The organism is Mycobacterium sp. IS-836 (genome assembly GCF_001954275.1).
GTDB lineage: Bacteria > Actinomycetota > Actinomycetes > Mycobacteriales > Mycobacteriaceae > Mycobacterium.
Window position 1 is genome coordinate 24,582 of the sequence record NZ_MBEU01000062.1, and the last position, 20,950, is coordinate 45,531.

General features: G+C 67.1%; 19 protein-coding genes. 15 read left to right on the plus strand and 4 right to left on the minus strand.

What is annotated here, in order from left to right:
* The first annotated feature begins 6 nt into the window (after nt 1-6).
* From A5747_RS16620 to A5747_RS16645, 6 genes are all read left to right on the plus strand, one after another.
* Nucleotides 7-3,957, plus strand: coding sequence for a DNA-directed RNA polymerase subunit beta' (locus tag A5747_RS16620; RefSeq protein WP_076126162.1), 3,951 nt, complete (start codon nt 7-9; stop codon nt 3,955-3,957).
* A 126-nt stretch (nt 3,958-4,083) separates the two neighbouring features.
* Nucleotides 4,084-4,836, plus strand: coding sequence for a deoxyribonuclease IV (locus A5747_RS16625; protein WP_076126164.1), 753 nt, complete (start codon nt 4,084-4,086; stop codon nt 4,834-4,836).
* A gap of 62 nt (nt 4,837-4,898) precedes the next feature.
* Complete coding sequence (locus A5747_RS16630; protein ID WP_076126495.1) at nt 4,899-6,527, plus strand: acyl-CoA dehydrogenase family protein; 1,629 nt, start codon at nt 4,899-4,901, stop codon at nt 6,525-6,527.
* Nucleotides 6,524-7,462 (plus strand): crotonase/enoyl-CoA hydratase family protein, encoded by a 939-nt coding sequence (locus A5747_RS16635; protein ID WP_076126166.1) that lies wholly within the window; start codon nt 6,524-6,526, stop codon nt 7,460-7,462. Before A5747_RS16630 ends, A5747_RS16635 begins: the two co-directional genes overlap by 4 nt.
* A gap of 2 nt (nt 7,463-7,464) precedes the next feature.
* Nucleotides 7,465-8,187: a PaaX family transcriptional regulator C-terminal domain-containing protein gene (locus A5747_RS16640; protein ID WP_076126168.1), complete on the plus strand. Its 723-nt coding sequence runs from the start codon at nt 7,465-7,467 to the stop codon at nt 8,185-8,187.
* On the plus strand, nt 8,184-8,951 hold the full coding sequence (locus A5747_RS16645; protein WP_076126170.1) for a crotonase/enoyl-CoA hydratase family protein: 768 nt from the start codon (nt 8,184-8,186) through the stop codon (nt 8,949-8,951). The genes A5747_RS16640 and A5747_RS16645 overlap by 4 nt, the downstream gene beginning before the upstream one ends.
* Nucleotides 8,952-8,973: 22 nt before the next feature.
* On the opposite strand, the gene A5747_RS16650 is transcribed toward A5747_RS16645, so the two are convergent.
* Together A5747_RS16650 and A5747_RS16655 are read right to left on the minus strand one after the other, a co-directional pair.
* The gene (locus A5747_RS16650) at nt 8,974-9,462 is read right to left on the minus strand and encodes a DUF3060 domain-containing protein (protein ID WP_076126498.1); all 489 of its coding nucleotides are present in this window, start codon (nt 9,460-9,462) and stop codon (nt 8,974-8,976) included.
* 21 nt (nt 9,463-9,483) lie between these two features.
* Nucleotides 9,484-9,852 (minus strand): DUF3060 domain-containing protein, encoded by a 369-nt coding sequence (locus tag A5747_RS16655; protein ID WP_076126171.1) that lies wholly within the window; start codon nt 9,850-9,852, stop codon nt 9,484-9,486.
* 190 nt (nt 9,853-10,042) lie between these two features.
* Here A5747_RS16655 and A5747_RS16660 point away from each other — a divergent pair, with 190 nt between their 5' ends.
* The 9 genes from A5747_RS16660 to A5747_RS16700 all read left to right on the plus strand — a co-directional run bounded on the left by A5747_RS16660 (nt 10,043) and on the right by A5747_RS16700 (nt 19,162).
* Complete coding sequence (locus A5747_RS16660; protein ID WP_076126173.1) at nt 10,043-10,690, plus strand: TetR/AcrR family transcriptional regulator; 648 nt, start codon at nt 10,043-10,045, stop codon at nt 10,688-10,690.
* A 186-nt stretch (nt 10,691-10,876) separates the two neighbouring features.
* Entirely contained in the window at nt 10,877-11,251 is a 375-nt protein-coding gene (gene rpsL / locus A5747_RS16665) for a 30S ribosomal protein S12 (protein ID WP_003879423.1), read from the plus strand.
* Nucleotides 11,251-11,721 (plus strand): 30S ribosomal protein S7, encoded by a 471-nt coding sequence (gene rpsG, locus A5747_RS16670; protein ID WP_066907284.1) that lies wholly within the window; start codon nt 11,251-11,253, stop codon nt 11,719-11,721. Before rpsL ends, rpsG begins: the two co-directional genes overlap by 1 nt.
* A gap of 92 nt (nt 11,722-11,813) precedes the next feature.
* Nucleotides 11,814-13,919, plus strand: a complete 2,106-nt coding sequence (gene fusA / locus A5747_RS16675; RefSeq protein WP_076126176.1) for an elongation factor G — start codon at nt 11,814-11,816, stop codon at nt 13,917-13,919.
* Between the two features lie 95 nt (nt 13,920-14,014).
* Nucleotides 14,015-15,205 carry an elongation factor Tu gene (tuf, locus tag A5747_RS16680; protein ID WP_076061470.1) on the plus strand — a complete coding sequence of 397 codons (1,191 nt, stop codon included), beginning with the start codon at nt 14,015-14,017 and terminating at the stop codon, nt 15,203-15,205.
* A gap of 182 nt (nt 15,206-15,387) precedes the next feature.
* Nucleotides 15,388-16,161: a PE family protein gene (locus tag A5747_RS25690; protein WP_076126178.1), complete on the plus strand. Its 774-nt coding sequence runs from the start codon at nt 15,388-15,390 to the stop codon at nt 16,159-16,161.
* Between the two features lie 89 nt (nt 16,162-16,250).
* On the plus strand, nt 16,251-17,069 hold the full coding sequence (locus A5747_RS16690; protein ID WP_076126180.1) for an SHOCT domain-containing protein: 819 nt from the start codon (nt 16,251-16,253) through the stop codon (nt 17,067-17,069).
* 49 nt (nt 17,070-17,118) lie between these two features.
* The gene (locus A5747_RS16695) at nt 17,119-17,946 is read left to right on the plus strand and encodes a mycofactocin-coupled SDR family oxidoreductase (RefSeq protein WP_076126182.1); all 828 of its coding nucleotides are present in this window, start codon (nt 17,119-17,121) and stop codon (nt 17,944-17,946) included.
* Between the two features lie 25 nt (nt 17,947-17,971).
* Nucleotides 17,972-19,162 carry an NAD(P)/FAD-dependent oxidoreductase gene (locus tag A5747_RS16700; protein WP_076126184.1) on the plus strand — a complete coding sequence of 397 codons (1,191 nt, stop codon included), beginning with the start codon at nt 17,972-17,974 and terminating at the stop codon, nt 19,160-19,162.
* Here the strand turns inward: A5747_RS16700 and A5747_RS16705 are convergent.
* Together A5747_RS16705 and A5747_RS16710 are read right to left on the minus strand one after the other, a co-directional pair.
* The gene (locus A5747_RS16705; protein ID WP_076126186.1) at nt 19,159-20,421 is read right to left on the minus strand and encodes a VOC family protein; all 1,263 of its coding nucleotides are present in this window, start codon (nt 20,419-20,421) and stop codon (nt 19,159-19,161) included. The two genes, A5747_RS16700 and A5747_RS16705, sit on opposite strands and share 4 nt — an antisense overlap.
* Nucleotides 20,418-20,939, minus strand: coding sequence for an RNA polymerase sigma factor (locus A5747_RS16710; protein ID WP_076126188.1), 522 nt, complete (start codon nt 20,937-20,939; stop codon nt 20,418-20,420). Before A5747_RS16710 ends, A5747_RS16705 begins: the two co-directional genes overlap by 4 nt.
* Nucleotides 20,940-20,950: the final 11 nt, after the last annotated feature.

Genomic DNA, 20,950 nt, shown 5'->3' on the forward strand with positions numbered 1-20,950 from the left:
AGTTACGTGCTCGACGTCAACTTCTTCGATGAACTCCGTATCGGCCTGGCCACCGCGGAGGACATCAGGCAATGGTCTTACGGCGAGGTCAAGAAGCCGGAGACGATCAACTACCGCACGCTGAAGCCGGAGAAGGACGGCCTGTTCTGCGAGAAGATCTTCGGACCGACTCGCGACTGGGAGTGCTACTGCGGCAAGTACAAGCGCGTCCGCTTCAAGGGCATCATCTGTGAGCGCTGCGGCGTCGAGGTGACCCGCGCCAAGGTGCGCCGCGAGCGGATGGGTCACATCGAGCTGGCCGCTCCGGTGACGCACATCTGGTACTTCAAGGGTGTGCCCTCGCGCCTGGGGTACTTGCTCGACCTCGCGCCGAAGGATCTCGAGAAGATCATCTACTTCGCCGCGTACGTGATCACTTCCGTCGACGACGAGATGCGGCACAACGAGCTGTCCACGCTCGAGGCCGAAATGGTGGTGGAGCGCAAGGGTGTTGAGGACCAGCGCGACGCCGAGCTGGAGGCCCGTGCGCAGAAGCTCGAAGCCGACCTTGCCGAGCTGGAGGCCGAGGGCGCCAAGGCCGACGCCAGGCGCAAGGTTCGCGACGGCGGCGAGCGCGAGATGCGCCAGATCCGTGACCGCGCCCAGCGTGAGCTGGACCGGCTGGAGGACATCTGGAGCACCTTCACCAAGCTGGCTCCCAAGCAGCTGATCGTCGACGAGAACCTCTACCGCGAACTGGTCGATCGCTACGGTGAGTACTTCACCGGCGCCATGGGCGCGGAGTCGATCCAGAAGTTGATCGAGAACTTCGACATCGACGCCGAGGCCGACTCGCTGCGTGACGTCATCCGAAACGGCAAGGGGCAGAAGAAGCTTCGTGCGCTCAAGCGCCTCAAGGTGGTCGCCGCGTTCCAGCAGTCGGGCAACTCGCCGATGGGCATGGTGCTCGACGCCGTCCCGGTGATTCCGCCAGAGCTGCGCCCGATGGTGCAGCTCGACGGTGGCCGGTTCGCCACCAGCGACCTCAACGACCTGTACCGCCGCGTGATCAACCGGAACAACAGGCTCAAGAGGCTGATCGACCTCGGTGCCCCCGAGATCATCGTCAACAACGAGAAGCGGATGTTGCAGGAGTCCGTTGACGCGCTGTTCGACAACGGCCGTCGCGGCCGCCCGGTCACCGGGCCGGGTAACCGCCCGCTGAAGTCGCTGTCGGATCTGCTCAAGGGCAAGCAGGGCCGGTTCCGCCAGAACCTGCTCGGTAAGCGCGTCGACTACTCGGGCCGTTCGGTCATCGTGGTCGGCCCGCAGCTCAAGCTGCACCAGTGCGGTCTGCCCAAGCTGATGGCGCTCGAGCTGTTCAAGCCGTTCGTGATGAAGCGGCTCGTGGACCTCAACCACGCGCAGAACATCAAGAGCGCCAAGCGGATGGTGGAGCGCCAGCGTCCCCAGGTGTGGGATGTCCTCGAAGAGGTCATCGCCGAGCACCCGGTGCTGCTGAACCGCGCGCCCACCCTGCACCGGCTGGGCATCCAGGCTTTCGAGCCGATGCTGGTGGAAGGCAAGGCGATTCAGCTGCACCCGCTGGTGTGTGAGGCGTTCAACGCCGACTTCGACGGTGACCAGATGGCCGTGCACCTGCCGTTGAGCGCGGAGGCGCAGGCCGAGGCGCGCATCCTGATGCTGTCGTCCAACAACATCCTGTCGCCCGCCTCGGGCCGCCCGTTGGCCATGCCGCGACTGGACATGGTGACCGGGCTGTACTACCTGACCACCGAGGTCGAGGGCGATACCGGTGAATACGTCGCGGCCGCCAAGGACCGTCCGGAGACCGGCGTGTACGCCTCGCCGGCCGAGGCGATCATGGCGGCCGACCGCGGCGTGCTGTCGGTGCGGGCCAAGATCAAGGTGCGGTTGACCCAGCTGCGTCCGCCCGCCGAGCTCGAGGCCGAGCTGTTCGGCGAGTCCGGCTGGCAGCCGGGTGACGCGTGGATGGCCGAGACCACGCTCGGTCGGGTGATGTTCAACGAGCTGCTGCCGCTGGGGTATGCGTTCGTGAACAAGCAGATGCACAAGAAGGTGCAGGCCTCCATCATCAACGACCTGGCCGAGCGCTACCCGATGATCGTGGTCGCGCAGACCGTCGACAAGCTCAAGGACGCCGGTTTCTACTGGGCGACCCGCAGTGGTGTCACGGTGTCGATGGCCGACGTGCTGGTGCCGCCGCGCAAGAAGGAGATCCTCGACCAGTACGAGGAGCGGGCCGACAAGGTCGAAAAGCAGTTCCAGCGTGGTGCTTTGAACCACGACGAGCGCAACGAGGCGCTGGTGGAGATCTGGAAGGAAGCCACCGACGAGGTGGGTCAGGCGCTGCGGGAGCACTATCCCGCCGACAACCCGATCATCACCATCGTCGACTCGGGCGCCACGGGTAACTTCACGCAGACCAGAACGCTGGCCGGCATGAAGGGCCTGGTGACCAACCCGAAGGGTGAGTTCATCCCGCGTCCGGTCAAGTCCTCGTTCCGCGAGGGCCTGACCGTGCTGGAGTACTTCATCAACACCCACGGTGCTCGAAAGGGCTTGGCGGACACCGCGTTGCGTACCGCCGACTCGGGTTACCTGACCCGACGCCTGGTGGACGTCTCGCAGGACGTCATCGTCCGCGAGCACGACTGCGAGACCGAGCGCGGCATCGTCGTCGAGCTGGCCGAGCGCCAGCCCGACGGCACGCTGATCCGCGACCCGTACATCGAAACCTCGGCGTACGCGCGGACTTTGGGCACCGACGCGGTCGACGAGAAGGGCAACGTCGTCGTCCCTCGCGGCGAGGACCTGGGCGACCCGGAGATCGACGCCTTGCTGGCGGCCGGCATCACGTCGGTCAAGGTGCGCTCGGTGCTGACGTGCACCACCGGCACCGGCGTCTGTGCGACCTGCTACGGGCGCTCCATGGCCACCGGCAAGCTGGTCGACATCGGCGAGGCCGTCGGCATCGTCGCCGCCCAGTCCATCGGTGAGCCCGGCACGCAGCTGACCATGCGCACCTTCCACCAGGGTGGTGTCGGTGAGGACATCACCGGTGGTCTGCCGCGTGTGCAGGAGCTGTTCGAGGCCCGCGTGCCGCGCGGCAAGGCGCCGATCGCCGACGTCACCGGGCGGGTCCGTCTCGAGGACGGTGAGCGCTTCTACAAGATCACCATCATTCCCGACGACGGCGGCGAGGAAGTCGTCTACGACAAGCTCTCCAAGCGGCAGCGGCTGCGCGTGTTCAAGCACGACGACGGTTCCGAGGGAGTGCTGTCCGACGGTGACCACGTCGAGGTGGGCCAGCAGCTGATGGAAGGCTCGGCCGACCCGCACGAGGTGCTGCGCGTGCAGGGTCCCCGCGAGGTTCAGATCCACTTGGTCCGCGAGGTCCAGGAGGTCTATCGCGCTCAGGGTGTGTCGATCCACGACAAGCACATCGAGGTGATCGTTCGCCAGATGCTGCGCCGGGTGACCATCATCGACTCGGGCGCGACGGAGTTCCTGCCCGGCTCGCTGATCGACCGTGCGGAGTTCGAGGCGGAGAACCGCCGGGTGGTGGCCGAAGGCGGCGAGCCCGCCGCCGGCCGTCCGGTGCTGATGGGCATCACGAAGGCGTCGCTGGCCACCGACTCGTGGCTGTCCGCGGCGTCGTTCCAGGAGACCACGCGAGTGCTGACCGATGCGGCGATCAACTGCCGCAGCGACAAGCTCAACGGTCTGAAGGAGAACGTGATCATCGGAAAGCTGATCCCGGCCGGTACCGGTATCAACCGCTACCGCAACATCCAGGTGCAGCCCACCGAGGAGGCCCGGGCCGCGGCGTACACGATCCCGTCCTACGAGGATCAGTACTACAGCCCGGACTTCGGCCAGGCCACCGGCGCCGCGGTGCCACTGGACGATTACGGCTACAGCGACTATCGGTAAGTCAATGCGAAAAGCCCCCGCAGCCTGCGGGGGCTTTTTCGTGCGCTCGGCAGCCGTCGCAGAGTCGCACGCCGTGGGCCGCCGCAGTGCGATTCTGTGTCTGCTCGCGGCACTAGACTGGCCGACGTGCTCATCGGTTCACACGTCCACCAAGACGATCCCCTGGCCGCCGCACAGGCGGACGGCGCCGACGCGGTGCAGTTCTTCCTCGGCAACCCGCAGAGCTGGAAGAAGCCGAAGCCGCGTGACGACGCCGAGGCGCTGAAGGCGTCGACCATTCCGCTGTACGTCCACGCGCCCTACCTCATCAACGTCGCGTCTGCCAACAACCGCATCCGCATCCCGTCGCGAAAGATCTTGCAGGACACCTGCGACGCCGCCGCCGCAATCAACGCGACGGCGGTAATAGTGCATGGCGGCCACGCCGACGACAACGACATGGAGGCCGGATTCGAGCGCTGGGTCAAGGCGCTGGACTACCTCGAATCAGACGTGCAGGTGTACCTGGAGAACACCGCGGGCGGTGACCATGCGATGGCCCGCCACTTCGACACGATCGGACGGCTCTGGGATCACATCGGAGACAAGGGAATTGGCTTCTGCCTGGACACCTGCCATGCCTGGGCCGCGGGTGAGGAGCTGATCGACGCGGTCGACCGGATCAAGGCCCTGACCGGACGCATCGACCTGGTGCACTGCAACGACTCACGGGACGCGGCGGGCTCGGGCGCCGACCGCCACGCCAACCTGGGCAGCGGCCAGATCGATACCGACCTACTCGTCGCGGCGGTCAAGGCTGCCGATGCGCCCGTGATCTGCGAAACCGCCGACGCGGGCCGCAAGGACGACATCGCCTTCCTGCGGGAGAACACCGCCTAGTCAAGGTCCTCGCCGCTATTACACCTCTTGTGCGGCTGTCGGGAAAATGTAATATGGACGGCATGCCCGATACCCATGCCGTCACCAACCAGGTTCCCCCGCTGGAGAACTACAACCCCGCGACGTCCGCCGTGCTCGTCGAGGCCCTGATCCGCGAGGGCGGGCAATGGGGCGTCGACGAGGTGACCGAGGTGGGCGCGATCGCCGGTAGCCGCGAAGCCCAGCGCTGGGGTGAACTCGCCGACCGCAACCGGCCCATCCTGCACACCCACGACCGCTACGGTCACCGTGTCGACGAGGTCGAGTACGACCCCGCCTACCACGAGCTGATGCGCACCGCGATCGGGCACGGCCTGCACGCGGCGCCGTGGGCCGACGAGCGCCCGGGCAACCATGTGGTGCGGGCCGCCAAGATGTCGGTCTGGAACGTCGAGCCCGGACACACCTGCCCGGTCTCGATGACCTACGCCGTCGTCCCGGCGCTGCGCTACAACCCAGAACTGGCGGCCGTTTACGAGCCGTTGCTGACCAGTCGCGAATACGATCCCGAACTCAAGCTGGCCACCACCAAGCGGGGCATCACGGCCGGCATGTCGATGACGGAGAAGCAAGGCGGTTCCGACGTGCGCGCCGGCACCACCGAGGCAATCCCCAACGGCGACGGCAGCTACCGCCTGGCCGGTCACAAGTGGTTCACCTCGGCGCCGATGTGCGACATCTTCCTGGTGCTCGCGCAGGCCCCGGGCGGCCTGTCCTGCTTCCTGCTGCCGCGGATACTGCCCGACGGCAGCCGCAACCGAATGTTCCTGCAGCGCCTCAAGGACAAGCTGGGCAACCACGCCAACGCCTCGAGCGAGGTCGAATACGACGGCGCCATCGCATGGTTGGTCGGCGAGGAGGGCCGCGGGGTGCCGACCATCATCGAGATGGTCAACCTCACCCGGCTCGACTGCACGCTGGGCAGCGCCACCAGCATGCGCACCGGCCTGACCCGTGCCATCCACCACGCCCAGCACCGAAAGGCGTTCGGCGCCTACCTGATCGACCAGCCGTTGATGCGCAACGTGCTGGCCGACCTCGCGGTCGAGGCCGAGGCCGCCACCATCGTTGCGATGCGGATGGCCGGTGCCACCGACAAGGCGCTGCGCGGGGACGAAAGGGAGGCGCTGTTGCGCCGCATCGGCTTGGCGGCCAGCAAGTACTGGGTATGCAAGCGCGCCACCCCGCACGCCGCCGAGGCGCTGGAATGCCTGGGCGGCAACGGCTATGTCGAGGACTCGGGCATGCCGCGCCTGTTCCGTGAGGCCCCGCTGATGGGCATCTGGGAGGGCTCGGGCAATGTCAGCGCGCTGGACACGTTGCGCGCCATGGCAACTCGCCCCGAGTGCGTCGAGGTGCTGTTCGCCGAACTCGACGAGAGCACCGGCCAGGATCCGCGACTGGGCCGCCATGTCGAGGGGCTGCGGCAAGATCTCACCGACATGGACACAATCGGTTACCGGGCCCGCAAGGTGGCCGAGGACATCTCGCTGGCGCTGCAGGGTTCGCTGCTGGTGCGCCACGGCCATCCGGCCGTCGCCGAGGCTTTCCTGGCCACCCGGCTGGGCGGCCAGTGGGGTGGGGCATACGGCACCATGCCGACCGGCCTGGACCTCGCGCCCATCCTCGAGCGTGCTCTAGTAAAGGGATGACTCACGCCATCAGGCCCGTCGACTTCGACAACCTGAAGACGATGACCTACGAGGTCACCGACCGGGTTGCCCGCATCACCTTCAACCGGCCCGAGAAGGGCAACGCGATCGTCGCCGACACCCCGCTGGAGCTCTCGGCGTTGGTGGAGCGTGCCGACCTTGACCCGAACGTGCATGTCATCCTGGTGTCCGGTCGGGGCGAGGGTTTCTGCGCGGGCTTCGATCTGTCCGCCTATGCGGACCGGACCGGTTCGGCCGGCGGAACGGGCGCGTATGCGGGCACGGTGCTCGACGGCAAGACGCAGGCGGTCAACCACCTGCCGGATCAGCCGTGGGACCCGATGATCGACTACCAGATGATGAGCCGCTTCGTGCGCGGCTTCGCCAGCCTGATGCATGCCGACAAGCCGACGGTGGTCAAGATCCACGGCTACTGCGTGGCCGGCGGCACCGATATCGCGCTGCACGCCGACCAGGTGATCGCCGCCGCCGACGCCAAGATCGGCTACCCGCCAACCCGGGTGTGGGGCGTCCCGGCGGCGGGCCTGTGGGCGCACCGGCTCGGTGACCAGCGCGCCAAACGCCTTCTGCTGACCGGTGATTGCATCACCGGAGCGCAAGCCGCCGAATGGGGCCTGGCCGTCGAGGCGCCCGACGCGAAAGACCTCGACGAGCGCACCGAGCGCCTGGTGGAGCGGATCGCGGCGGTGCCGATCAACCAGCTGATCATGGTCAAGCTCGCGCTGAATTCCGCTCTGCTGCAACAGGGTGTGGCCACCAGCAGGATGGTCAGCACCGTGTTCGACGGCGTTGCCCGGCACACGCCGGAGGGGCACGCCTTCGTCGCCGATGCGGTCAAGCATGGCTTCCGGGACGCCGTCAAGCATCGCGACGAGCCCTTCGGGGACTACGGCCGCCGCGCGTCACAGGTGTAGCCATGCCCAACATGACGGCGCGCTCGGTGGTGCTCAGTGTGCTGCTCGGCGCCCACCCCGCCTGGGCCACCGCCAGCGAATTGATCAGGCTGACAAACGATTTCGGCATCAAGGAGGCGACGTTGCGGGTCGCCCTGACCCGCATGGTCGGCGCCGGCGACCTGATCCGCTCCGCCGACGGCTACCGGCTGTCGGATCGCCTGCTGGCCCGCCAGCGCCGGCAGGACGATGCCATCGATCCACGGGTCCGGGCCTGGCGCGGCGGCTGGGTCCTCCTGATCGTGACGAGCGTGGGCAACGACGCGCGTACCAGGGCGGCCCTACGAACCGCCATGCACAGCAAGCGCTTTGGCGAACTGCGCGAGGGCGTGTGGATGCGGCCGGACAACCTGGAGCTGGACCTGGATCGCAAACTCGAAGCCCAGGTGCGGACCCTGACGGCGCGCGACGACGCCCCCGCTGAGCTCGCCGGGCGGCTGTGGGATCTGCCCGCGTGGGCGCAGACCGGCCACCGACTGCTCGACGAGATGGCCGCCGCGCCCGACGTTCCCGCCCGCTTTATGGTGGCCGCGGCGACGGTGCGACACCTGCTCACCGACCCGGTGCTGCCCGACGAATTGCTACCGCCCGACTGGCCGGGTGCCCGGCTGCGCGCGGCGTACCACGACTTCGCTGCCGAGCTTCTCAAGCGACGCGAACCGACCCAACTCCAGGAGGCGACATGAGTGACCCGGTGCGAGTGGAGCGCAATGGCCCGGTGACGACAGTGATCATCAACCGGCCGCAGGCGCGCAACGCCGTCAATGGTCCGACGGCCGCGGCGCTGTACGCGGCTTTCGAACAATTCGACCGTGACGATTCGGCGTCGGTGGCCGTGCTGTGGGGCGACGGCGGAACCTTTTGCGCGGGAGCCGATTTGAAGTCCTTCGGCACGGCGGATGCCAACGCGGTGCACCGGACCGGTCCCGGGCCGATGGGCCCGTCGCGAATGGTTCTCTCCAAGCCGGTGATCGCCGCGGTGAGCGGCTACGCCGTCGCCGGGGGGCTGGAGTTGGCGTTGTGGTGCGACATGCGGGTGGCCGAGGAGGACGCCGTATTCGGCGTCTTCTGCCGCCGCTGGGGCGTGCCGCTGATCGACGGCGGCACCGTGCGGCTACCGCGGCTGATCGGGCACAGCCGGGCGATGGACATGATCCTCACCGGCCGCGGTGTCAAAGCCGACGAAGCACTCGCGATGGGATTGGCGAATCGGGTTGTGCCCAAAGGCCGGGCCCGGCAGGCGGCCGAGGACTTGGCGGCCGAATTGGCCGCCCTGCCGCAGCAGTGCCTGCGCTCGGATCGGCTGTCGGCGCTGAATCAGTGGGGACTGCCGGAATCCGCGGCGCTGGATGGCGAATTCGCCAGCATTTCCCGGGTCGCCGCAGAGGCGCTAGAGGGGGCGGGCCGATTCGCCGGGGGAGCGGGCCGACACGGCACGCCCGCGAATTAGACACGCCATCAACGGCTTTCGGTTAGCCGCCCTTGTTGATGGTGTTGCCGGAGCCGTGGTTGGAGACCTTTGGATCACCGTCTTTGTAGGTGATGGTGTTGTCCGTTCCCAGCACCGTAAGTTTGGTGTTGATCTTGTCGATCGTGATCTTGTTGTTGGCGCCGCCGATGTCCACCTTCTCGCAGGTGCCGGTCACGGTCAGGGTGTTGTTCGAACCGAGCACGTTCAGTGATTTACCGCTGGCGCAGTCGAGCGTGGCCGTGGTTCCCATCGATCCGTAGTTCAGCGTGTTGCCGATCTCGACCGATGCGGTGGTGCTCGCGCCGCTCGTGCTTGTGGTCGCGGCCCCGGCGCTTGTCGTCGTGGTCGCGCTGCTCGCGGTCGTCGTGGCGGATCCGCCGGGCGGGTTGGCCGTCGAACTGCAGCCGGCCAGCACCAGGGCCGCGAGCGCGGGCGCCAGCGCGAGGGCGGCCAGGCCGCGTGGGTGCTCAATGTTTAGGGCTGCACGCATCATTCGTCGAATCCCCTTGTCTCAGGCGGGCACCTGCTGGAGCCGGTTGGTCATGCCCAATTCGCGGCCGCGATCCCACAGTATCGGCGCACCGTTGTGGTAGAAGACCGTCTGGTTGTAGCCGTACACGGTGATGTCGTGGGTCACCGAGTCGGCGATGACGGTGTTGCCCGAGCCCATCACCGTCACCGCCCAGCAGTTGCCCATCGCGTTGACGGTGTTATCGGTGCCGTTGACGATCAGGGTGGCGTCGTTGCAGTCCAGCGTCTGCTCGACGCCCTGGCCGATGACGTGGGTGTCGCCGTTCTTGGCGTGGGCCGGGGGTACCCCGGCGGTCAGTGAAACGATGGCACAGGTTGCAAGCGACCCGGCGACGGTTGTCCACCTCACTGCCGGCCCCCTTCGCTTCGGCTGGTATTCGCTGGACTGAGCGTACGTGCATTTGCCTGCTCGATGGCAGACTTTTTTCTCTCACATCGCCGCGGCGCCGCCCCGGCCGGGCCGGGTCCGTTTCCCGCCTGCGTCAACTAGAGTCATTAGTTGACCTCCAACCGTTCAGTGAAATCGAGGTGCGGTCGCCATGACAGCTCAGCCGGAACAACCGTCAGCCGGCGGGCGACAACGCGCCGGGAGGTCCGCCTCCCGCCCGGCCAAGCTGAGCCGCGACGGCATCGTCGACGGCGCGCTGACCTTCCTGGACCGGGAAGGCTGGGACTCGCTGACCATCAACGCGCTCGCGACGCAGCTCGGGACCAAGGGGCCATCGCTGTACAACCACGTGGACAGCCTGGAGGACCTGCGGCGCGCGGTGCGGATCCGGGTCATCGACGACATCATCACGATGCTGAACCGCGTCGGCGAGGGGCGGGCCCGCGACGACGCGGTGCTGGTCATGGCCGGTGCCTACCGCAGCTACGCCCACCACCATCCGGGGCGCTACTCGGCGTTCACCCGGATGCCGCTGGGCGGTGACGACCCCGAGTACACCGCCGCCACCCGCAACGCGGCCGCGCCCGTGATCGCGGTGCTGTCCTCCTACGGACTGGACGGGGAGGAGGCGTTCTACGCGGCGCTCGAATTCTGGTCCGCGCTGCACGGCTTCGTGTTGCTGGAAATGACGGGTGTGATGGACGACATCGACACGGATGCGCTGTTCTCCGACATGGTGCTGCGCCTCGCGACGGGCCTGGAAAGGCGGACGGCGCACAAGGGCGCGAACCCGACCTAAGCCACTTTGACCTGCACGACCAGCGGCGGGTATTGTGGTTGCTCGTGCCTGGCGGCTTACGGCGCCTGACGTAAGGAAGTGGATGCCGGGCGAATTCGCATGTCCACGATGCAACGGATGAATCCGGTGCTGAGCGCATGCGACACCACCCGAGCTAGCAAGACGCCGAACACAGAAAGCCGGTAGATGCCAACCATTCAGCAGCTGGTCCGCAAGGGTCGTCGGGACAAGATCGGCAAGGTCAAGACCGCGGCTCTGAAGGGCAGCCCGCAGCGCCGTGGCGTATGCACCCGCGTGTACACCACCACCCCGAAGAAGCCGAACTCGGCGCTTCGCAAGGTCGCGCGCGTGAAGCTGACCAGCCAGGTCGAGGTCACCGCCTACATCCCCGGTGAGGGCCACAACCTGCAGGAGCACTCGATGGTGCTGGTGCGTGGTGGCCGAGTCAAGGACCTGCCCGGTGTGCGGTACAAGATCATCCGCGGTTCGCTCGACACCCAGGGTGTCAAGAACCGCAAGCAGGCTCGCAGCCGTTACGGCGCCAAGAAGGAGAAGAGCTAATGCCGCGCAAGGGGCCCGCGCCCAAGCGTCCGCTGGTCAACGACCCTGTCTACGGATCGCAGCTGGTCACCCAGCTGGTCAACAAAGTTCTGCTCAAGGGGAAGAAATCGCTGGCCGAGCGCATTGTTTATGGAGCGCTCGAGAACGCCCGGGAAAAGACCGGCACCGATCCTGTAATCACCCTCAAGCGCGCTCTCGACAACGTCAAGCCCGCCCTGGAGGTGCGCAGCCGCCGCGTCGGTGGTGCGACGTACCAGGTGCCCGTCGAGGTGCGTCCGGACCGGTCCACCACGCTGGCGCTGCGCTGGCTTGTCAGCTTCTCTCGGCAGCGCCGGGAGAAGACCATGATCGAGCGGCTGGCAAACGAGATCCTGGACGCCAGCAACGGCCTCGGGGCCTCCGTCAAGCGGCGTGAGGACACCCACAAGATGGCCGAGGCAAACCGCGCCTTCGCGCACTATCGCTGGTAGGGGCCGGAAGGGCGCCAACCGGCAGTGCGGCCGGCCGGGCGCAAACCGACAGCGAGTTAACTAAGCAACTTAGAAAGAGTGGGAAGACTTCTGTGGCACAGAAGGACGTGCTGACCGACCTGAGCAAGGTCCGCAACTTCGGCATCATGGCGCACATCGATGCCGGCAAGACGACAACCACCGAGCGGATCCTGTACTACACCGGCATCAACTACAAGATCGGTGAGGTCCATGACGGCGCAGCCACCATGGACTGGATGGAACAGGAGCAGGAACGCGGAATCACCATCACCTCCGCGGCCACGACGACGTTCTGGAAAGACAACCAGCTCAACATCATCGACACCCCGGGACACGTCGACTTCACCGTCGAGGTGGAGCGCAACCTGCGCGTGCTCGACGGGGCCGTTGCCGTGTTCGACGGCAAGGAGGGCGTCGAGCCGCAGTCCGAGCAGGTCTGGCGGCAGGCCGACAAGTACGACGTCCCCCGCATCTGCTTCGTCAACAAGATGGACAAGATCGGCGCGGACTTCTATTTCTCGGTCCGCACGATGGAGGAGCGCCTCGGCGCCAACGCGGTGCCGATCCAGCTGCCGATCGGCTCGGAGGGCGACTTCGAGGGCATCGTCGACCTGGTCGAGATGAACGCCAAGGTGTGGCGCGGTGAAACGAAGCTCGGCGAGACCTACGACACCGTCGAGATCCCGGCCGACCTCGCCGAAACGGCCGAGGAATACCGGACGAAGCTGCTCGAGGTCGTAGCGGAGACCGACGAGGAGCTGCTGGAGAAGTACGTAGGCGGCGAGGAGATCACGGTCGAGGAGATCAAGGCCGCGATTCGCAAGCTGACCATCGCATCGGAGATCTATCCGGTGCTGTGCGGCAGCGCGTTCAAGAACAAGGGCGTGCAGCCCATGCTCGACGCAGTCGTGGACTACCTGCCGTCGCCCCTGGACGTGCCGCCGGCCGTCGGGCACGCGCCGGGCAAGGAGGACGAGGAGGTCGTGCGCAACGCGACCACCGACGAGCCGTTCTCCGCGCTGGCGTTCAAGATCGCCACGCACCCGTTCTTCGGCAAGCTGACCTACATCCGCGTGTACTCAGGCACCGTCGAGTCCGGCAGCCAGGTCATCAACGCCACCAAGGGCAAGAAGGAGCGGCTGGGCAAGCTGTTCCAGATGCACTCCAACAAGGAGAACCCAGTCGAGCGCGCTTCCGCGGGTCACATCTACGCGGTGATCGGCCTCAAGGACACCACCACCGGTGACACCCTGAGCGACCCGAACCAGCAGGTCGTGCTGGAGTCGATGACGTTCCCCGCCCCGGTGATCGAGGTGGCCATCGAGCCCAAGACCAAGAGCGACCAGGAGAAACTGTCCCTGTCGATCCAGAAGCTCGCCGAAGAGGACCCGACGTTCAAGGTGCACCTCGATTCCGAGACCGGCCAGACCGTGATCGGCGGCATGGGCGAGCTGCACCTGGACATCCTGGTGGACCGGATGCGCCGCGAATTCAAGGTCGAGGCCAACGTCGGCAAGCCGCAGGTGGCCTACAAGGAGACCATCAAGCGGGTGGTGCAGAACGTCGAGTTCACCCACAAGAAGCAGACGGGTGGCTCGGGCCAGTTCGCGAAGGTCATCATCAACCTCGAGCCGTTCACCGGCGAAGACGGCGCGACCTACGAGTTCCAGAACAAGGTCACCGGTGGCCGCATCCCGCGCGAGTACATCCCGTCGGTGGACGCCGGCGCGCAGGACGCAATGCAGTACGGCGTGCTGGCCGGCTACCCGCTGGTGAACCTGAAGGTCACCCTGCTCGACGGCGCGTACCACGAGGTGGACTCCTCGGAGATGGCGTTCAAGATCGCGGGGTCGCAGGTACTGAAAAAGGCTGCGGCGCAAGCCCAGCCGGTGATCCTGGAGCCGATCATGGCGGTCGAAGTGACCACACCCGAGGACTACATGGGTGACGTGATCGGCGACCTGAACTCCCGCCGTGGCCAGATCCAGGCCATGGAGGAGCGGGCCGGTGCGCGCGTCGTTCGGGCACACGTGCCGCTGTCCGAGATGTTCGGCTACGTCGGCGACCTGAGGTCCAAGACGCAAGGCCGGGCGAACTACTCCATGGTGTTCGACAGCTACGCCGAAGTCCCGGCGCAGGTGTCGAAGGAGATCATTGCGAAGGCGACGGGCGAGTAGACAAAACGCTACGAGTAAGCTGACGCGGTCACCGCGGCACAACGGAAAACATCAACACTGCTTAATAAGCACCAAACAAGTCGGAGGACACAAAAGTGGCGAAGGCGAAGTTCCAGCGGACCAAGCCCCACGTCAACATCGGGACCATCGGTCACGTTGACCACGGCAAGACCACCCTGACCGCGGCTATCACCAAGGTCCTGCATGACAAGTTTCCGGACCTGAACGAGTCGAAGGCGTTCGATCAGATCGACAACGCTCCCGAGGAGCGTCAGCGCGGTATCACGATCAACATCGCGCACGTCGAGTACCAGACCGACAAGCGCCACTACGCGCACGTCGACGCCCCTGGTCACGCCGACTACATCAAGAACATGATCACCGGCGCCGCCCAGATGGACGGCGCGATCCTGGTGGTGGCCGCGACCGACGGCCCGATGCCGCAGACCCGCGAGCACGTGCTGTTGGCCCGCCAGGTCGGCGTGCCGTACATCCTGGTGGCCCTGAACAAGGCCGACGCCGTGGATGACGAGGAGCTGCTCGAGCTCGTCGAGATGGAGGTCCGCGAACTGCTGGCCGCCCAGGAGTTCGACGAGGAGGCCCCGGTGATCCGGGTCTCGGCGCTCAAGGCGCTCGAGGGCGACGCCAAGTGGGTCGAGTCCGTCGAGGAGCTGATGGCCGCGGTGGACGAGTCGATCCCGGACCCGGTCCGCGAGACCGACAAGCCGTTCCTGATGCCCGTCGAGGACGTCTTCACGATCACCGGCCGCGGCACCGTGGTCACCGGTCGTGTCGAGCGCGGCGTGATCAACGTGAACGAGGAAGTCGAGATCGTCGGCATCCGTCCGGAGACCACCAAGACCACGGTCACCGGCGTGGAGATGTTCCGCAAGCTGCTCGACCAGGGCCAGGCCGGCGACAACGTCGGGCTGCTGCTGCGTGGTATCAAGCGCGAGGACGTCGAGCGCGGACAGGTCGTGACCAAGCCCGGCACCACCACGCCGCACACCGAGTTCGAGGGCCAGGTCTACATCCTGTCCAAGGACGAGGGCGGCCGGCACACGCCGTTCTTCAACAACTACCGTCCGCAGTTCTACTTCCGCACCACCGACGTGACCGGTGTGGTGACGCTGCCGGAGGGCACCGAGATGGTGATGCCCGGTGACAACACCAACATCACGGTGAAGCTGATCCAGCCCGTCGCCATGGACGAGGGCCTGCGATTCGCGATCCGCGAGGGTGGCCGCACCGTCGGCGCCGGCCGGGTCGTCAAGATCATCAAGTAAGTCTCTTCCGCAAAGCCCGGATTGCCGCTCTCGGCAGTCCGGGCTTTGTGCGTTCCGGCCAGGGACGAAGCTGGCCAAAAAGTCGCAAAAAGCCCGGGTGCGGGCCTACGATTTGGTTTGTCCAGTCTGCGGTTGGCGGCCGGGTGCTTACTTGACCGCCGTGGCCTGGTCGGAGGGTGTAGATGTCGTACGTAAAGGCGACGCCCGCATACGTGGCGGCGGCGGCATCCGACCTGGCCAGCATCGGCTCCACGATCGGCTCAGCAAACGCCGCGGCGGCGGGGCCGACGTCCAGCGTGCTGCCGCCCGGCGCCGACGAGGTGTCGGCGAGCATCGCCGCGTTGTTCGACACGCACTCCCAGATCTACCAGCAGCTCAGCGCCCAGGCGGCGCTGTTCCATCAGCAGTTCGTGCAGTTGATGGGTTCTAGTGGCGCCGAGTACGCCGCCACCGAGGCCGCGAACGCGGGGCCCCTGCAGGCCGCCGGGCAAAGTGTGCTGGGAACCGCGGGCTCGGCGGGTTCGATGGTCGCCGGGGTGCCGGCGGTGGCGACGGCCGGGCTGACGGGCGCACCGGCAGCCGCGGCACCGGCGGCAAACCTGGCGGCGGCTGTGTCGCCGGCGTCGGCGGGCCCGGCGGCGCCCCCAGCGGTGGCCGCGCCGCTCGCGGCCACTCCCGTGCGGCCCGGGCCGCTGGCACCTGCCGGCGCGCCGTCGGGGGCGGTGCAGCCGGAAACCCATTCCCCGACACCGGCGACGCTGGTGCACAGCACCCAGCCCGTCGCGGGCGCGGAGGCGGAACCGCCGGAAGCCTCTCCGGCCTCCGCGATGCCGGCACCGCTCGCGGCATCGGCGGCGGCATCCGCCGCTGTTTCTCCGGCGAAGCGTGCTTTTTCTCCGGCGGCGGGGGCGGGGGCGTCGTTCACTGGGCAGCCGGCGCACCAGGCGCCGCAGTGACACCCGGACGTGGTTTGCACGTATGACGCTCGCCGGAGGGCCGCGGGCGTTAATCTGACACGGATTCCCAGCAAGGCGAGGAGAGACACGTGTTTGCGCGCTACCTGAAGACCCAGTTAGTGGTGTTGCTGTGCGGAGGCCTGGTTGGGCCGATCTTTTTGGTCGTCTACTTCACGATGGGGCTGGGCAGCCTGCTGTCGTGGATGTTCTACGTCGGCCTGCTCATCACGGTGGCGGACGTGTTGATCGCGCTCTGGCTGACCAATTTCGGGGAGAAGTCGGCCGCCAAGACGGCCGAACTCGAGCGGCACGGGGTGCTGGCGCTCGCTCAAATCACCGGGCTCACCGAAACGGGAACCCGGATCAACGAGCAACCGCTGGTGAAGGTGGACCTGCACATCGCCGGGCCCGGTTTCGTGCCGTTCGACAGCCAGGACCGCGTCATCGCCAGCGTGACCCGGCTGGGCAACCTCACCGCGCGCAAGCTTGTCGTCCTGGTCAATCCCACCACCCAGGAATACCGAATCGACTGGGAGCGAAGCGCTTTGGTCAACGGGCTGGTGCCCGCCCAATTCACCGTGGCCGAAGACAACCGGACCTACGACCTCAGCGGGCAGGCCGGCCCGCTGATGGAGATTTTGCAGATCCTCAAGGCCAACAACGTCCCGCTCAATCGGATGGTCGACATCCGGTCGAATCCGGCATTGCGGCAGCAGATCCAGGCGGTGGTGCGCCGGGCGGCCGAGCAGCAGCCACAACCCGCGGGCGCGGGCGCGCCGGCCCCTCCGCCGCCGCCGCAAGCGTCGATCGCCGACCGGCTCGCCGAGCTCGAGAAGCTGCGGGCCAGCGGTGCCCTGAGCGACGAGGAGTACACCAACCGGCGGACTCAGATCATCTCGGAGATCTGAATCTCGACCGAGTTAGAACACGTTCCAGTTTCGCTGCTAGCCTGTCTTCGTGGCTGCACAGGTTGGATCACTGCAAGGACGGGTGGCATTCGTCACCGGCGCCGCCCGCGCCCAGGGTCGGTCGCACGCGGTGCGACTCGCCCGCGAGGGCGCAGACATCATCGCGCTCGATATCTGCGCGCGAGCCTCTGACACCCTGACCTACACGCCGGCCACGCCCGAGGATCTCACCGAGACCGTCCGCCTGGTGGAAGCCGAGGGCCGCAAGGTGCTGGCCCGCGAGGTGGACATCCGCGACGACACCGCGCTGCGCCAACTGGTGGCCGACGGTGTCGAACAATTCGGCCGCCTCGACGTTCTGGTCGCCAACGCCGGGGTGCTGGGTTGGGGCCGGGTCTGGGAACTCACCGATGAGCAGTGGGACACGGTCATCGGGATCAACCTGACCGGCACCTGGCGCACCCTGCGCGCCACGATCCCGGCGATGATCGAGGCCGGCAACGGCGGTTCCATCATCGTCGTCAGCTCGTCGGCGGGCATCAAAGCGACGCCCGGCAACGGCCACTACGCGGCCAGCAAGCACGGGCTGACCGCGCTGACCAACACCCTGGCGATCGAACTCGGCGAATACGACATCCGGGTCAACTCCATCCACCCGTATTCGATCGACACCCCGATGATCGAGCCGGAGGCGATGATGGAGATCTTCGCCAAGCACCCCCGATTCGTGCACAGCTTCCCGCCAATGCCGTTGCAGTACAAGGGGTTCATGACGGCCGACGAAGTATCCGACGTCGTGGTGTGGCTCGCCGGTGACGGCTCAGGCACCCTGTCGGGCACCCAGATCCCCGTCGACAAGGGCGCCCTGAAGTACTAGCGGGCCAGCGTGGTAAGAACTCCACGTGACTGAAAAGGGCTTCGAAAAGGGGGTTGTGATCGTCGGCGGCGGGCTCGCCGGTGCGCGGACGGCCGAGCAACTGCGTCGATCCGACTACTCCGGTCGCATCACCATCGTCAGCGACGAGGTTCATCTGCCCTACGATCGCCCGCCGTTGTCCAAGGAAGTACTGCGCAAAGAGGTCGACGACGTCGCCCTCAAACCGCGCGAGTGGTACGACGAGAACGACATCACGCTGCGACTGGGCTCGGCCGCCACACGTCTCGACACGACCGCGCGGACCCTGACCCTCGACGACGGCACAGAGCTGGGCTACGACGAGCTCGTCGTCGCGACCGGCCTGGTGCCGCGGCGCATTCCGGCGTTCCCCGACCTCGAGGGCATTCGGGTGCTGAGGTCGTTCGACGAGAGCATGGCGCTGCGCCAGCACGCGTCGCAGGCGCAGCGGGCCGTGGTCATCGGCGCCGGATTCATCGGCTGCGAGGTCGCGGCGAGCCTGCGCAGCCTGGGCGTCGACGTGGTGCTGGTCGAGCCGCAGCCGACACCGCTGGCATCGGTGCTCGGCGAACAGATCGGTGAGCTGGTGGCGCGGCTGCACCGCGACGAAGGCGTCGACGTTCGCCTCGGTGTCAGCGTGGCGGAAGTGCGCGGCGATTCCCGCGTCGACACCGTGGTGCTCACCGACGGCACCGAACTGGCGGCCGACCTGGTGGTGGTCGGGATCGGCTCACGGCCGGCGACCGAGTGGCTCGAGGGCAGCGGCGTCGAGGTCGACAACGGAGTCATCTGCGACGAGGCCGGGCGCACCAGCGCGCCCAACGTGTGGGCGCTGGGCGACGTCGCCTCGTGGCGTGATGCGACGGGACACCAAGCGCGCGTGGAACATTGGAGCAACGTCGCCGACCAGGCCCGGGTGGTGGTGCCTGCGATGCTCGGCCAGGACGTGCCGTCGGCCGTGGTCGTGCCGTACTTCTGGAGCGACCAGTACGACATCAAGATCCAGTGCCTGGGCGAGCCGGAGGCCACCGACATCGTGCACGTCGTCGAGGACGACGGACGCAAGTTCCTGGCCTACTACGAGCGCGACGGGGTGGTCGTCGGTGTGGTGGGCGGCGGGATGCCCGGCAAGGTGATGAAGGTCCGGGCCAAGATCGCCGCCGCCACACCCATTTCGGAAATCCTGAATCCCGCCTAGAGCTCGCCGAGGTAGAAGCGCGCGCCCTGATCGTCGACGCATTCGGCGGAGATGCCGTAGGGCTGACGGGCCGGCTCGGCCAGCACGGTGCCGCCCGCTTCCCGCACGCGTGCGACGGCCGCCTCGATGTCCGCCACCGTCCACATCGGCACGGTGGTCGAACGCCGGCCGCCGCCGGCGGCTCCGGCCATCGGATGCGTTCCCACCACCTGCCAGCCGTCCGCGACGCGGCCGGGTTCGAATGTCCAACCCAGCACCCGGCCGTAGAAATCGCGGAAGCCGGCCGAATCCGGCACCTCGTAGGTGACGTACGACAGCTCGCCGGGTCCAGATCCGTTGAGTTCCGGGCGCTTTTGCCCCTGGGCCGGTTCGTATACCGCGAACGCCGCACCCTGCGGGTCGGTGGCGTCGAGCACGGTGCCGAAGTCGGCGCGACGGGTCTCGCCCGGGGTCCCGCCCGCCTCAGCGATCGCCGTCCGAGCCGCCGCGATGTCGTCGACGGCGTAGCAGCAGAAGAGGGTCGGCGGCCCGGAGCTGGCCGAAATCCCGGTCGACAGTTCGGTATTCGTGACCTGACGAGTCGTGGGATCGTACGACCAGCCCAGCACGTGACCATAGAAGGCGGCCGCGCGGTCGGCGTCGGGGACCCACACCGAGACGTAACCGATGTCGCCGTGGCGGATGCCGGCGACCGTCGGGCCCGACAGCATCCAGCGGTGGCCGAACGGGTCGATGATGGTGGCGCTGCGGGATCCGTAGTTCTCGTAGATCTCGCGTTGGACGGCGGCTCCGTGGTCACGCGCCTTCTGCAGAGCCGCATCGGTGTCGTCGACACGCAGCATCAGGCTGACCGAAACCGAGCCGGGCGCAGGCGCTTTGAGCCCGAGTTCTGGATACTCGTCGGCGAGATACAGCACGCCGCCCGCGATCGACAGCTCGGCGTGACCAATTCGCCCGTCGTCCATCACAATTGGTTCACCGACCACCGCCGCGTCCAAAGCGTCCGTATACCAGGCGATGGCCGCACGCGCGTCCGCCACGCTCAGATAGGGCAACGCCGCCGGACGCGGATCCCGCTGAGGAGCCGACGGTTGGGTCAACTCGGAAATCGTGCTGGCGGTACCGCTCATGACGACTCCTTCCGGGAGGGATAGTGCGGATTCCAGCCGGCGGCGCAGCCGGGCCGCGAACGCCGGATCGGGTTGGACCGGAAGGTCATCGGTGCGCAGCACGCTCAATGGATCGTTGTGTTGACTCATGACGTGCCTCCTTCCGGATATTGCTGTCTGAAAGCGCGCCGGGCGCGGACCAGCAGTGCCTCGGTGGCATGGACGGTGCGGCCGATCAGCTCGGCGCATTCGGGCACCGAGCAGTCGTCCATGTAGCGCAGCACGAGCACCGTGCGGTGAGGCTCGGCCAGCCTGGCCAGCACCGCTTCGGCGATCATGCGATCCAGCTCGGCGTCCCAGTCGTCGGCCGTCGCAGCACCGACCGGTTCGGGTGGCTCGGCTACCGGCACCGTCGGCCGGGCCGCCCGCCGCCGATAGTGGTCGGCCAGCTTGTGCCGCGCCACGCCGAGCAACCACGGCACCGAGATCGCCGGCGCGTCGCTCCTGCGCGCGGCATCCATCGCCGCAAGGAACGTCTCCGACGTCAGGTCCTCGGCGGCATCGCCACAGCGACGGGCGAAGTAGCCGTACACCACCGGCAACGCCTCGTCGTACAGCGCCAGCAGCGCGCGTCGAGGATCCGATCGGTGGTCCGCTTCGGCGCTCACACCCTTATCGT

What these genes read in the sequence shown, in the direction of transcription:
- A5747_RS16630 (WP_076126495.1), top strand. Translation starts at nt 4,899, where the DNA reads ATGCCCGATACCCATGCCGTCACCAACCAGGTTCCCCCGCTGGAGAAC.
- A5747_RS16635 (WP_076126166.1), top strand. Translation starts at nt 6,524, where the DNA reads ATGACTCACGCCATCAGGCCCGTCGACTTCGACAACCTGAAGACGATG.
- A5747_RS16640 (WP_076126168.1), top strand. Translation starts at nt 7,465, where the DNA reads ATGCCCAACATGACGGCGCGCTCGGTGGTGCTCAGTGTGCTGCTCGGC.
- A5747_RS16645 (WP_076126170.1), top strand. Translation starts at nt 8,184, where the DNA reads ATGAGTGACCCGGTGCGAGTGGAGCGCAATGGCCCGGTGACGACAGTG.
- A5747_RS16650 (WP_076126498.1), bottom strand. Translation starts at nt 9,462, where the DNA reads ATGCGTGCAGCCCTAAACATTGAGCACCCACGCGGCCTGGCCGCCCTC.
- A5747_RS16660 (WP_076126173.1), top strand. Translation starts at nt 10,043, where the DNA reads ATGACAGCTCAGCCGGAACAACCGTCAGCCGGCGGGCGACAACGCGCC.
- rpsL (WP_003879423.1), top strand. Translation starts at nt 10,877, where the DNA reads ATGCCAACCATTCAGCAGCTGGTCCGCAAGGGTCGTCGGGACAAGATC.
- rpsG (WP_066907284.1), top strand. Translation starts at nt 11,251, where the DNA reads ATGCCGCGCAAGGGGCCCGCGCCCAAGCGTCCGCTGGTCAACGACCCT.
- A5747_RS25690 (WP_076126178.1), top strand. Translation starts at nt 15,388, where the DNA reads ATGTCGTACGTAAAGGCGACGCCCGCATACGTGGCGGCGGCGGCATCC.
- A5747_RS16705 (WP_076126186.1), bottom strand. Translation starts at nt 20,421, where the DNA reads ATGAGTCAACACAACGATCCATTGAGCGTGCTGCGCACCGATGACCTT.